This window comes from Rhodococcus sp. NBC_00294 (genome assembly GCF_036163995.1).
Classification (GTDB): domain Bacteria; phylum Actinomycetota; class Actinomycetes; order Mycobacteriales; family Mycobacteriaceae; genus Rhodococcoides.
Map to the genome: position 1 here is coordinate 316,775 of NZ_CP108043.1, position 11,820 is coordinate 328,594.

14 protein-coding genes are annotated in these 11,820 nt (G+C 70.0%); 11 read left to right on the top strand and 3 right to left on the bottom strand.

All coding sequences use genetic code 11. The features are described 5' to 3' along the window. Nucleotides 1-42: 42 nt before the first annotated feature. Nucleotides 43-729, bottom strand: coding sequence for an SOS response-associated peptidase (locus OHB23_RS01415; RefSeq protein WP_056444003.1), 687 nt, complete (start codon nt 727-729; stop codon nt 43-45). Between the two features lie 85 nt (nt 730-814). Here OHB23_RS01415 and OHB23_RS01420 point away from each other — a divergent pair, with 85 nt between their 5' ends. From OHB23_RS01420 to galK, 4 genes are read left to right on the top strand one after another with little or no spacing between them, the layout of a single operon-like run. Continuing rightward, nucleotides 815-1,588 (top strand): ABC transporter ATP-binding protein, encoded by a 774-nt coding sequence (locus OHB23_RS01420; protein ID WP_027506946.1) that lies wholly within the window; start codon nt 815-817, stop codon nt 1,586-1,588. After that, a complete protein-coding gene (locus OHB23_RS01425) occupies nt 1,585-3,120 on the top strand; it encodes a hypothetical protein (RefSeq protein WP_328810689.1) in 1,536 nt (511 codons plus the stop codon). The genes OHB23_RS01420 and OHB23_RS01425 overlap by 4 nt, the downstream gene beginning before the upstream one ends. Nucleotides 3,121-3,175: 55 nt before the next feature. Beyond that, complete coding sequence (gene galT / locus OHB23_RS01430) at nt 3,176-4,321, top strand: galactose-1-phosphate uridylyltransferase (protein WP_328810690.1); 1,146 nt, start codon at nt 3,176-3,178, stop codon at nt 4,319-4,321. Next, nucleotides 4,318-5,475, top strand: coding sequence for a galactokinase (gene galK / locus OHB23_RS01435; RefSeq protein ID WP_328810691.1), 1,158 nt, complete (start codon nt 4,318-4,320; stop codon nt 5,473-5,475). The genes galT and galK overlap by 4 nt, the downstream gene beginning before the upstream one ends. Here the strand turns inward: galK and OHB23_RS01440 are convergent. Both OHB23_RS01440 and OHB23_RS01445 read right to left on the bottom strand, forming a co-directional pair. Continuing rightward, nucleotides 5,466-6,482 (bottom strand): DUF3068 domain-containing protein, encoded by a 1,017-nt coding sequence (locus tag OHB23_RS01440; RefSeq protein WP_328810692.1) that lies wholly within the window; start codon nt 6,480-6,482, stop codon nt 5,466-5,468. The two genes, galK and OHB23_RS01440, sit on opposite strands and share 10 nt — an antisense overlap. 5 nt (nt 6,483-6,487) lie before the next feature. Further along, nucleotides 6,488-6,667: a DUF2613 domain-containing protein gene (locus tag OHB23_RS01445; protein ID WP_235579024.1), complete on the bottom strand. Its 180-nt coding sequence runs from the start codon at nt 6,665-6,667 to the stop codon at nt 6,488-6,490. Nucleotides 6,668-6,814: 147 nt separating this feature from the next. Between OHB23_RS01445 and OHB23_RS01450 the strand changes: the two genes are divergently transcribed. The 7 genes from OHB23_RS01450 to add all read left to right on the top strand — a co-directional run bounded on the left by OHB23_RS01450 (nt 6,815) and on the right by add (nt 11,498). Beyond that, the gene (locus OHB23_RS01450) at nt 6,815-7,255 is read left to right on the top strand and encodes a phage holin family protein (RefSeq protein WP_222633031.1); all 441 of its coding nucleotides are present in this window, start codon (nt 6,815-6,817) and stop codon (nt 7,253-7,255) included. After that, the gene (locus OHB23_RS01455) at nt 7,252-7,623 is read left to right on the top strand and encodes a DUF3618 domain-containing protein (protein WP_051613631.1); all 372 of its coding nucleotides are present in this window, start codon (nt 7,252-7,254) and stop codon (nt 7,621-7,623) included. The genes OHB23_RS01450 and OHB23_RS01455 overlap by 4 nt, the downstream gene beginning before the upstream one ends. Then, nucleotides 7,620-7,892 carry a DUF4235 domain-containing protein gene (locus OHB23_RS01460; protein WP_328810693.1) on the top strand — a complete coding sequence of 91 codons (273 nt, stop codon included), beginning with the start codon at nt 7,620-7,622 and terminating at the stop codon, nt 7,890-7,892. The genes OHB23_RS01455 and OHB23_RS01460 overlap by 4 nt, the downstream gene beginning before the upstream one ends. 22 nt (nt 7,893-7,914) lie before the next feature. After that, the gene (locus tag OHB23_RS01465) at nt 7,915-8,493 is read left to right on the top strand and encodes a hypothetical protein (RefSeq protein WP_056443995.1); all 579 of its coding nucleotides are present in this window, start codon (nt 7,915-7,917) and stop codon (nt 8,491-8,493) included. After that, on the top strand, nt 8,490-9,137 hold the full coding sequence (locus OHB23_RS01470) for a hypothetical protein (RefSeq protein ID WP_222633033.1): 648 nt from the start codon (nt 8,490-8,492) through the stop codon (nt 9,135-9,137). The genes OHB23_RS01465 and OHB23_RS01470 overlap by 4 nt, the downstream gene beginning before the upstream one ends. Before the next feature lie 85 nt (nt 9,138-9,222). Continuing rightward, the gene (locus OHB23_RS01475; protein ID WP_328810694.1) at nt 9,223-10,494 is read left to right on the top strand and encodes a pyridoxal phosphate-dependent aminotransferase; all 1,272 of its coding nucleotides are present in this window, start codon (nt 9,223-9,225) and stop codon (nt 10,492-10,494) included. After that, nucleotides 10,491-11,498 (top strand): adenosine deaminase, encoded by a 1,008-nt coding sequence (add, locus tag OHB23_RS01480; RefSeq protein ID WP_328810695.1) that lies wholly within the window; start codon nt 10,491-10,493, stop codon nt 11,496-11,498. The genes OHB23_RS01475 and add overlap by 4 nt, the downstream gene beginning before the upstream one ends. The last annotated feature ends 322 nt before the right edge of the window (nt 11,499-11,820 follow it).

Consider the following 11,820-nt stretch of genomic DNA (forward strand, 5'->3'; position numbering starts at 1 on the left):
AAGCATGGCGCAGAAGTGCTCGAAGTGCAACTCGACCCCTCGTCAGGCCACCGGCTCGAGCAACTGCGGCCCGTTGTTGCGCACGCTGTTGACGGCCGTGCTCACCTCGTACGGAGACAGGTGCGGCTCGGGCATCGACTGGACCAGGTCCGCCACCGCGCCGAGATCGGTCAGCGTCGGGTCCAACCAGGCATCGCGCATGTCCGCCGGCACCACGACGGGTGACCGGTCGTGGATGTGTCCCAGCGCGTCGGTGGCCGTCGTGGTGAGCACAGTCGTGGTCCACACCCACTTGCCCGGATCATCCTCGGGCAGTGCGGGATCCGGCCACAGCTCGTACAGTCCCGCCATCGCGAGAACACCGTCCGTGTGCAGGAAGTGCGGGATCTTCTTCCCCTCGCGCTTCTCCCACTCGTAGTACCCGTCGGCGGGAACGAGGCAGCGCCGCTTCGCCGCGGCCTTGCGGAACGCCGGCTTCTCGGTGATGGTCTCGGACCGCGCGTTGATCAGCCTGCTCGCGATCTTTCGATCCTTCGCCCACGACGGGATCAGACCCCATCGGACCGTCCGCAGCTGGCGCGCTTCCTCCCCACGCTCGAGCACGATGCGCACCGGATCCGTGGGCGCCACGTTGTAGGACGGTTCCGGCGCCTCCCCCAGCGCCACGGCGGCATCGAAGATGGACGACAGGTCGTCGTCGGACCGGGTACTGGCGTAGCGACCGCACATCCCTCGATTCTGCCCCGCTCGGGTAGCGACATGCCAGGCGGTCTGGTTAGTGTCGGAAAGTACCGCAACCGACGAGGGGGATCGCATGTCGACCGTGGACGAGACACCCGGCGCGCTGCAGTCGTGGGGGCTGAGCAAGCAGTACGACGGGAGCGCACCGGCCGTGCGCGACCTGTCCTTGTTCGTGCCGGCCGGCACGCTGTACGGGCTGGTCGGACCCAACGGAGCAGGCAAGACCACGTTTCTGTCGATGGCGACGGGCATCGTGCGCCCGTCCGCCGGGCAGGTGTGGATCGACGGTCACGACGTGTGGGCCGATCCGGTCGCCGCCCGCGGGCGCGTCGGACTGCTTCCCGACGGGCCGTCCCTCCCCGAGGCCCTGCCCGGTCGGCGCGCACTGCACTACGTCGGAGTGCTGCACGGTCTCGATCCGGCGGTGGCGCACGAACGCTGCGAGGAACTGCTCGCGGTGCTGGACATCGCCGAGGCCGGTGACCGCGCGGTCTCCACGTACAGCGCCGGAATGAAGAAGAAGATCGGCCTGGCCGCGGCGATGATCCACTCGCCGCGGCTCCTCGTGCTCGACGAGCCGCTGGAGGCGGTGGACCCCATGTCCGCCCGCACCATTCGGCACCTTCTCGAGAGTTTCGTCGCGCGGGGCGGCACCGCGATGGTGTCGAGCCACTCCATGCCGCTCATCGAGCAGATGTGCTCGCACGTGGCCATTCTCGCCCGCGGCTCTCTGCTGGCCGCCGGCACGATCGACGACGTGCGTGCCGGCGGCACCCTCGAGGGCGCGCTGTTCGACGCGGTCGGCGGTGGTGACCAGGCGGCCGAGTTGCCATGGCTGGGCTCATGATCAGCGCGCCGGTCCGCACACTGCTGTCGTTGGATCGCGAGATACGCAGAGCAGCAACCGGATCGGGTGCCCGCATCGCGATCGTGATCACCGCGATCGCGTCGCTCGGGGCGATGTACGCGATCACGCTGAGCGCACAGCCCTCGGCGCGTGCCACGCTCGCCGCACTGTGCGCCGTGGTGGTGGTCGTCCTCACCGTCGTCGCTCCCCTGCTGACCGGAGTGGGCGACCGCGGACTCGTCCCGGCACACGTGCGCCACCTACCGGTGCGTGCCGATGATCTCCGGAGAGCCCTCGCCCTCATCGGTGCGCGCAGCGGGGTGACCGTCTTCCTCGTCGTCGGACTCGCCCTCACGCCCGTCGCGGTCACGGACGTCTCGCCCGTGGCACGCATCGTGACCGCCGTGATCGCCCTGCTCACCGTCGGTGTCGCGCTCGCCGTGTCCCGTATCGCCGTCCTCCGCCTGGATGCGGCATCGCGCACTCCACGCGGCCGCATCCTCTCGACGATCGGTGGCACCGTCGTCGCCGCGGCCGCGTACGCGGCCTTCCTCCTGCTCGGCAACGTCTCGACGTCGTTCGCCGACAACACCTTCCTGCGCACCGCGGTGCGCGTCCTGCCGACGGGATGGGCGGCGGTGTCGAGCGAGGCAGTCGACGACGGGAGGTGGTGGGTGCCCGTCCTCGTCGCCGTCGCGCTCGCCGGACTCGGCGCACTGGTGGTGCGGTGGTGGACCTCGGCGGTGTCGGCCGCGCTCGACAGCACGCCGCCCCGCTCCCGGACCGACCGCCGTCGGACGACGACGTTCCGTGCGCGTGGACCGATGATCACGGCCATCGCCGCCGAGAGCAGGTTGCTGCTGGTCGATCCGCGCCGAGTGGGACTGCTGACGATGCCGGGGGTGTTCCTGCTCGTCGGAGTCGTGCTCATGGCCACCTCGACCGACATCTACGGCCTGCAGTACGGCGCACCGATCGTGATCCTGCTGACGAGCAGCATGTTCGCCAACTCGTACGGCCTCGACGGCGCAGCGGCGTGGCGCGTCACGTCGGTGCCGGGTGTGGCGCGACGCGTCATCGACGCGCGTCTCGTCATCGCGGCCGTGGTGGCCGCGGCGTTCGGCGCCGTCGGAACAGTCCTCGGTCGCCTCGTCGGCGATCCGTCGCCGCGCACTCTCCCCGTGGCGGCCGCCGTCGTCGTGGCCGCGTCCCTGGCCACCGCAGCGGCCGGCGCCGTGCAGTCGGCGGCCAGCCCGTACGTCGTCGCAGGACAGACCGCGGGGAGCGCGTTCAATTCCCGCGGGTCGATGACCGGCCGTGCGATCGGGTGGACGCTCGCCGTGATGGCCGGGGGTGCCCTCCTGTGCCTGCCGGGCGTCCTGATCGCGCTGGCCCTCCCGGGCGTCCTCGTCTGGCTCGCGCCCGTCGTCTCCCTGCTGCTCGGCGGATGCCTCGTGGCGGTGGCCCGGCGTCGAGCCGTCGCTCTGGTGACCAGCCGCGGCCCGGAGATCTTCGCAACCGTCAGCGCCTGATCACGATTCCGTGCACGATGTGGTCCGGGGAGCCGAGAGCGAGGAACACACAGGCATGACCATGCACGAACCGTCGACGCACGTCGTTCGCAAGACCAGCACCACCCTCGCCGACGGTCGAGAGTTGCTGTACTTCGACGACTCCGAGCCCTGGGTGTCCGGGGAGAAGACGCGGGACCTGGTGGACACGCGCCCCCTCCCCGCGTCGGAGTCGTTGTCGCAGATGCGACTCGACGTGCTCACCGGCGACTGGGTGGTCATCGCCGCGCAGCGGATGGACCGCACGTTTCTCCCACCGCCCGACGCGTCCCCGCTCGCGCCGAGCCGCCCGGGACGCCCACCCACCGAGATCCCCGCTGCCGACTACGACGTCGTGGTCTTCGAGAATCGCTTCCCCTCCCTCGCGCAGTCGGCAGCGGCGCAGCACCTTCCGTCGCACGTCGACGGCGAGGAGCTCTGGCCGCTCGCTGCCGGCACGGGCCGGTGCGAGGTGGTGTGTTTCGCCAGCGACCCCGACGCCTCCTTCGCCTCGCTCGACCTGCACCGGGTGCGCACCATCGTCGACGTGTGGGCCGACCGCACCGAGGCGCTGTCCGCCCTCCCGGGGGTGCGCCAGGTGGTCTGCTTCGAGAACCGGGGGCGGGAGATCGGGGTGACCCTCACTCACCCGCATGGGCAGATCTACGCCTACCCGTACCTGCCGCAGAGGACCGACGCGATGATCCGGCAGTCCCGGCTGCACCGGGAGCGCACCGGTCGCTCACTGCTGTCCGACGTACTGGACACCGAGCTGCGGTCCGGCCGCCGCATCGTCGTCGACACCGAGCACTGGGTGGCCTACGTGCCGGCGGCCGCCCGCTGGCCCGTCGAGGTGCACCTCGCGCCGCGCCGCGCCGTTCCCGATCTCGCTGCGTTGTCGACGGCCGAACGCGACGCGTTGGCCGGTGTGTATCGCGCTCTGCTGCGTGCCGTCGACGACTTCTTCGAGGGCGTCGACGAGGTGCCCTACATCGCCGCGTGGCATCAGGCGCCCGTCGGTGCGGACCGTGACCTGGGGAGTCTGCACCTGCAGCTGTTCTCGATGATGCGATCGCCGGGGCGGATGAAGTTCCTGGCCGGATCCGAGTCCGCCATGGGCGCGTGGATCAACGACACCACACCCGAGGCCATCGCGGACAGGTTCCGGGAGGTGCTCGCGTGACCGCGTGGCTGCCGGTCGTCGACGAGGCCGAGCTCGCCGACGGTGCCGTCGAACGGTTCCGCACGACCTTCGGCGGCGAGCCGGACGGCGTCTGGATCGCGCCGGGACGAGTGAACCTGATCGGCGAGCACGTGGACTACGCGGGCGGGCTCGTCCTTCCCTTCGCGTTGCCTTACGTCACCGCCGTCGCGGCCCGCCGACGCGACGACGCAGTACTGCGGGCGGCGTCGACAGGCTCCGACATGCACTGGGGTATCGCACTGTCGGCCATCGCTCCCGGCAGCCCGGACGGGTGGGGCGCGTACGTCGCCGGCGTCTCGTGGGCACTGGGGCTCACGATGGGCGCGGACATCGCGGTGCACTCGTCCGTCCCCGTGGGCTCCGGCCTGTCCAGCTCGGCTGCTCTCGAATGTGCTGTGGCGGTGGCGCTTCGGGACCTGTTCGATCTCGACGCCGACCGGCGGGCACTGATCGACGCGTGCATCCGCGCCGAGAACGAGATCGCCGGCGCATCGACGGGCGGGATGGATCAGTCGATCGCGATGCTCGCGGAACCGGGCCACGCGCTGCTGCTGGACTGTCTCGACTTCTCCTCCCGGCAGATTCCGCTCGATCTCCCGGACGCGGAGATCCTCGTCATCGACACGAACGCACCGCATCGGCTGGTCGACGGTCAGTACGGCCGGCGGCGCGCGTCGATCGAGAAGGCGTGCGCCGACCTCGGCGTGTCGACGCTGCGCGGTCTCGACCCGGAGGCGGCGGCGTCCGCGATGACCGACCAGGTGTCGGCGGCACGCGTCCGGCACGTCACCAGCGAGATCGTCCGCGTGGAGCAGGCGGCCGAACTCCTGAACGCCACACCCGATCTCGCGGCGTTGGGGGCGCTGCTGACCGCATCGCACCGATCACTGCGTGACGACTACGAGGTGAGCTCGCCCGAACTGGACTCCGCCGTCCGGGCATCGCTGGACGCCGGCGCGTTCGGCGCCCGGATGACCGGCGGCGGGTTCGGCGGTTCGGCCATCGCCCTGGTCGACCGGACGCGCACCGAGGCGATCGCGGACGCGGTCACCGAGGCGGCATCGTCAGCCGGGCTGCCCACCCCCACCTTCCTCACCGCCACCCCGTCCGGGGCAGCGCACCGTCAGCGCTGAGAACGCCGACCCGAGACGACGAGTAGCGCCGCACCCAGAACCAGACCGACACCCCCGACGGACCACAGCAGCACAGGTCCGCGGTCGGTGAGCCACATCAGCTTGGTGGCCGACTCGTGGGCGCGGTCGAGCTGCTCCTTCTGCCCGTCCTCGTCGAGCCCGAGGGTCGCCTTGAACACGGTGACCTCCGGAACGGCAGGGTCGCGCGCGAAGTACTGGTAGGGCTGCTCACGACCGCCGACGAGACTGCCGCTGCGCGGCTCGACGTAGATGTCGCGGACGGTGGAGTAGTACCGCTTCATGGTGATCGACTGCTCACCGAGCCCCTCGAGCCCCCACTTCGACGCGGGCAGCGTCACGGAGTTGATCGGCGACTGCGTCGTCTCGGAGAGATCGGCACCGGTGACCTGCGTGCGGAAGTGGTAGATCGGGAGCCCGTCCATCGAGATCTCCTCGACGAACTCGGCAGGGAAGCTCGTCCAGGCCGTCGCGTCGTAGACCGAGTACGTGATCGGCTGGGTGTCGAACGGGAAGCGCTGCTGATATCCGGTCCGCGGCACCGGGATGGCCGGCTTGCCGACGGTGGTCTGCAACGACGCCACCGGATCGACCGGCTGCGACGTGCGTCGATCGACGGTGACCCGGTCGACCGACGCGGTCAGCAGACCGGCATCGCCCTCCCGGTCCGCACGGCGCACGGTCGCGCCGGACTGGAACGTCACGCGATCCGCGTCGCTCGGATCCTCGGTGGTGATGAAGCGCTGCACCACCAGCGGGACCCCGGTGGCCACGGACAGCGGGCCGGGCCGCGTGATGGACGTCGCGTCGAGCACGTCGCCGCCGGTTCCCGGATCGGTGACCGCGACCGTCGTGGTGCGGATGTCCAGGGGCGTCACCGCGAGTCGATGCTCGACGTAAGTGGGCAGCATGATCGCCCCCACCACGGCCGCACTGCCGATCGCGAGCAGGACACACGCGCTGCCGCGCAGGAGGGTCGGTCGCGCCACGTCGATCACCTGCTCCCGTACTGCACGTCGCCGAGCACCGAGGCCGACGGATCGGCGGTGACCACCGGCTCCGGCCGGACGGTCTCCTCGGCGGACCACGTCAGGCCCACCACCGCGCCGGCGGACAACACCCCACCCACGAGCAGGCTGGCCACAGCCGGCACCACGACACTTCTCACAGCCACGTCCCCCACATCCGATCCTCGACGTCCAACTGTGTCATTTCGGACACCGCCCGAGGCCGTCCCGACGTTGTGAACAGTCCACGATCTGGGCGCGGACCTCTGGAGGCTCCCGTTTCGCCCGGTCGGGTCGCGGGTACAACCCGGCTCATGAACGAAACCCGGCACACGAGCGATACGGGCGGCCACGCACCGGCCGCGGCCGATCTGTCCACCGTGCAATTGGTCGAGCGCCTGACCCAGCAGGTGAGCACGCTGGTGCGCACCGAGGTGAGCAGCGCACTCGACGAGGTCAAGTCGAAGGGCACCAAGCTCGGGGTCGGCATCGGTGTCTCCGGCGCCGGCGCCCTGCTGTTGTTCCTGGGCCTCGCGACCCTCGTCGCCACCGCCGTCCTCGGCCTGGCGACGGTCCTCGACCCGTGGCTCGCGGCACTGATCGTCGCCGTCGTCCTGCTGATCGTCGGCGGCATCCTCGCCAAGGTCGGCGCGACCAAGGCGAAGAATGCCGTTCCGCCTGCACCTGCCGCCACCGTCGCCAGCGTCCAGCGCGACGTCGAGACCGTCCAGAACGCCCGAAAGGCTCACTCATGACCGACCCGAAGGACGCGTCCGAACCGCGTCACGCCCTGCGTACCGAGGCCGATGCCGAGCCGCCGTCCGTCGAGCAGCAGCGCGAGGAGCTGGCCGAGACCGTCGAGGCGCTCGCGGCCAAGGTCGACGTGCCCGCTCGCGTCTCCGCCGCGGCCCACGAGTCGACGGAGAAGGTGCAGGAGGTAGCTCAGCAGGGCGTCGCCAAGGCACAGGAGGGTGTCGCGCAGGTGAAGGAGAACCCGCAGGTCGCGGGCATCTCGCTCGCCGGTGCGCTCGCCGCCGTGGTCCTCGTGGCCCTGGTCCGCCGTCGTCGTGCGCGCACGGCGCTGCGCCGACAGAGCGTCCTCGACATCCTGGCCGGCCGATGACCAGCACGTCGAAGGCGTTCTACAAGCCGCTCTCCCTGGCCACGAGCATCGTCGGTGGCTTGGTCGCCGGACAGATCTTCAACCAGATCTACAAGCGCGTCGGCAAGAACGACGCTGAGATGCCCGATCCGAAGGACCTCTCACGCACCAACCGTGAGGTCCTGGTCGCCGCAGCGCTGCACGGTGTCGTGTACGGGCTGGTCAAGGCCGGGGTCGACCGCGCCGGCGCCAAGGGATTTCGCGCACTCGCCAAGGAAGACCCCAAGTGACGATCATCAGAAGGAGCCTTTCGTGACCGAGAACCAGGGTGCAGCCTCCGAGGCGCGCAGCGACTTCGTCGACAAGATCAAGGGCCGTGCCAAGGAAGTGGCCGGCGCCGTGACCAACAACGACGAACTCGCCGATCGCGGGCGGCTCGAGCAGGCGGAGGTGGAACGCCGCCGCGAGGCCGAGGCCACCGAGACCGCCGCCGCCCTCGAGATCGAGGAGGCGCAGCAGGACATCGCGGAGACGGAGGCCGAGGCGGACGTCGCACGGCAATCCGTCGAGGACCGTACCGACGCGTCCGAGGCTGCGGCGCAGAACGACCGGCTCCGTGCGCACACGACGGCGGAGGCCGACGCGATGCGTGACGCCGAGCAGGGTCGCGTCGCCGCCGAGGCACAGTCGGAGCGGCGCATCGCCGAGGCCACCAGCGAGCGGCAGCAGGAGGAGGCCCGTGCGGCCGACGAGATCTCCGCTGCACGAAGCGAATACGACGAGAAGCTCGACGAGGCCGACGCACTGGAGCAGGAGGCGGCGCAGGCACGCGAGCGCGCCGCCCGGGCCGAGCGCGAGGCCGCGTCGACCGACACCGAGGAGACCAAGTGAGCCTGTCCCTGCCCCGCCGGATCCTGCGTCTGCAGTACTCGATCGCACGACTTCCGTTGCAGGCGTTCGAGTCCACCGTGATCAGTCGGCTCGACGCCGAGGGTCCGGTCCGTGCGACGTATCAGCAGATCGTCGGAGGCATCGACGCCACCGCGGGTGCCGTCCTGGGTGACGAGGACCTCGCGAGGCGCGGCCAGAAGATGCGCAGCGCGGCCGCGGATCTCGAGAAGGCCACCCGTCTCGAGGCGCAGGCCCGCGAGAAGCGTGCGCAGGCGACGCGCGAGACGCAGAACAGGGTCGACGAGGCGACGACGCGGGCGAAGAAGGCTCGCGAGACCGCCGAGGAGAAGGCGACCGACGCGGCCGACCAGGAGATCGAGAACAAGGTGGCCGCGGGCAAGAAGGCCGCCGCACGACTCGAGGACCGCAAGTCGCGCGCCGACGACATCGCCGACAAGCGGATCTCGGCGGCCGAGGCCGAGCGTGAAGCGAAGCTGTCGGAGGTCGAACGCCGCGAGGCCGAGGCCAAGGCTCCGCGCACCGAGGAGATCGAGGACGCGGCAGAGAAGCTCGAGGACGCCGCCGAGAAGCGCGACGACGCCGAACGCCTGGCGGACGTCGCGGAGGCGTCGAAGGACAGCTGACACCGCCCGTCGACTCACCGTCTGCCCCCGGACAGTCACTGGACTGCTCGGGGGCAGACCACTCGACGGGGCCGACAGTGAGACGATGGCGGACGTGAGCACATCAGACACGACGCCGCGCCAGGCCGGCCAGCGCACGCTGCGCCCGCTCGAGCAGTCCGTCAAGCTGCAGAACGTCCTCTACGAGATCCGTGGACCCGTGCACGCCCACGCCGCCCGTCTCGAGGCCGAGGGCCACCGCATTCTGAAGCTCAACATCGGCAACCCGGCTCCGTTCGGCTTCGAGGCACCCGACGTCATCGTGCGCGACATGATCGCCGCGCTTCCCACGGCGCAGGGGTACTCCGAGTCCAAGGGCATCATGTCGGCCCGCCGCGCCATCGTCACTCGCTACGAGCTGGTCGACGGCTTCCCGTTCCTCGACGTCGACGACATCTACCTCGGCAACGGCGTGTCCGAGCTGATCACGATGACGATGCAGGCGCTGCTCGACGACGGCGACGAGGTCCTCATCCCGGCGCCCGACTACCCGCTGTGGACGGCGATGACGACGCTGTCCGGCGGCAAGGCGGTGCACTACCGCTGCGACGAGGAGAACGACTGGAACCCCGACCTCGCGGACATCGAGTCGAAGATCACCGATCGCACCAAAGCGCTCCTGGTCATCAACCCGAACAACCCGACGGGTGCGGTGTACTCCGAAGAGGTGCTGCGGGGGATCGCGGCGCTGGCACGCAAGCACAGCCTGTTGCTGCTGGCCGACGAGATCTACGACAAGATCCTCTACGACGGCGCCCAGCACGTGTCCATGGCGACGATGGCGCCGGACCTGCTGTGCCTCACCTTCAACGGTCTCTCCAAGGCCTACCGGGTGGCCGGATACCGCGCGGGCTGGCTCGCGATCACCGGACCCAAGGACCACGCCGCGGGCTTCCTGGAGGGCATCAATCTGCTGGCGTCCACCCGGCTGTGCCCCAATGTGCCTGCGCAGCATGCCATTCAGGTCGCACTCGGTGGCCACCAGAGCATCGGGGACCTCATCCTGCCGGGCGGGCGACTGCTCGAACAGCGTGACGTCGCGTGGGAGGGACTCAGTGCCATTCCCGGCGTGAGCTGCGTCAAGCCGCGCGGTGCGCTGTACGCCTTCCCGCGCCTCGATCCCGAGGTGCACGAGATCCACAGCGACGAGAAGCTGGTGCAGGACCTGCTGCTGCAGGAGAAGATCCTGGTGGTGCAGGGAACCGGCTTCAACTGGCCCGACCACGATCACCTGCGCATCGTCACGCTGCCGTGGGCCCGCGATCTGCGCACGGCGATCGAACGGTTCGGCAACTTCCTGTCGTCGTACCGGCAGTGACCGTCAGGGCGTTCGTCGAGGCGCTGCCCAAGGTGGAGCTGCACGTCCACCTCGAGGGGTCGATGTGGCCGAGCACGCTGAAGGCGCTGGCCGACAAGCATCAGGTCGAGGCCATCCCGCGCACGGAGGACGCGCTGCGGGAGTGGTTCGAGTTCCGCGACTTCCCGCACTTCATCGAGGTGTACCTGACGTCGATCGGCGTGCTGCGCGATCCCGAGGACTTCGCGCGGCTCGCGTACGACAGCCTCACCGCGCTGGCGACGCACGCCGTGCGGTACACCGAGATGCACATCAGTCTCTTCGGGCACCTCATGCGTGGGGTGGATGCGGCGGCGGTGTTCGAGGGCGTCGAGGAGGGCCGGCTGCGTGCTGAGACCGAGACCGGCATCGTCGCGCGTTGGATCCCCGATTTCCCCGGTGACTTCGGTACCGATGCGGCAAACCGCACCCTGGACGCCGTGCTGGCGCATCGCGTCGACTCGATCGTCGGATTCGGCATCGGGGGCATCGAGGTGCCGCGGGCGGAGTTCGCCGACGTGTTCGCGCGAGCGAGCGCGGCGGGACTGCACTCGCTCCCCCACGCGGGCGAGACCGGCGGGCCGGACAGCATCTGGTCGGCGCTGCGTGATCTGGGGGCCGAACGCATCGGCCACGGCATCGCCGCGCTCGGCGACCCCGAGCTCGTCGCACACCTGATCGAGCACCGGATCCCGCTCGACGTCTCCCCCACCTCCAACATCCGGACCCGCGTCGTCGAGTCGCTCGACGTGCACCCGCTGCCGGCCATGATCGACGCGGGGCTGACCGTGACGCTCAACAGCGACGACCCGTCGATGTTCGGCACCGACCTCACCACCGAGTACCTCGCCGCACACGGCATGGGGCTGGACGCGTCGGCTCTTCGTTCGCTCGCCCTCGCGGGGGTGGACGCGTCGTACGCGGACGCGGACCTGAAGGAGCAGTTGCGGGCGGAGATCGCGGCGGTCGAACTCCCGGAGGCCTAGGGGCGCTGCACGTCCTCCAGCTACCCGCGCCCCTCCCCGCAGGCTGCAGGGGGTGTGCGCCTCACGGAACCCGCGCAGCACGGCGTGCCGGTATTCCCGCGGGCGTTCCAGGTTCCCGCGGATGCTGCAACACCTACGAGAACCCGGAACCCCTACGGGAGCGCCGGCACACTCCCTGACCTGCACTTGGTGTGACGCGCAGTGCCATACATCGCGCTGTGTGACACAACACAACGTCTCGGGCACATTTTTCAACCCCGTGATGATCGAACCGTGCGTTCGCGGGTATGTTCGTACATGAGCCCTTCGGGGTTCCGAAAGC

Excerpts from the sequence above, each read along its gene's own strand:
- OHB23_RS01455 (WP_051613631.1), top strand. The coding sequence starts at position 7,252 with ATGACCGACCCGAAGGACGCGTCCGAACCGCGTCACGCCCTGCGTACC.
- OHB23_RS01460 (WP_328810693.1), top strand. The coding sequence starts at position 7,620 with ATGACCAGCACGTCGAAGGCGTTCTACAAGCCGCTCTCCCTGGCCACG.
- galT (WP_328810690.1), top strand. The coding sequence starts at position 3,176 with ATGACCATGCACGAACCGTCGACGCACGTCGTTCGCAAGACCAGCACC.
- OHB23_RS01425 (WP_328810689.1), top strand. The coding sequence starts at position 1,585 with ATGATCAGCGCGCCGGTCCGCACACTGCTGTCGTTGGATCGCGAGATA.
- OHB23_RS01420 (WP_027506946.1), top strand. The coding sequence starts at position 815 with ATGTCGACCGTGGACGAGACACCCGGCGCGCTGCAGTCGTGGGGGCTG.
- OHB23_RS01475 (WP_328810694.1), top strand. The coding sequence starts at position 9,223 with ATGGCGGACGTGAGCACATCAGACACGACGCCGCGCCAGGCCGGCCAG.
- OHB23_RS01450 (WP_222633031.1), top strand. The coding sequence starts at position 6,815 with ATGAACGAAACCCGGCACACGAGCGATACGGGCGGCCACGCACCGGCC.
- OHB23_RS01415 (WP_056444003.1), bottom strand. The coding sequence starts at position 729 with ATGTGCGGTCGCTACGCCAGTACCCGGTCCGACGACGACCTGTCGTCC.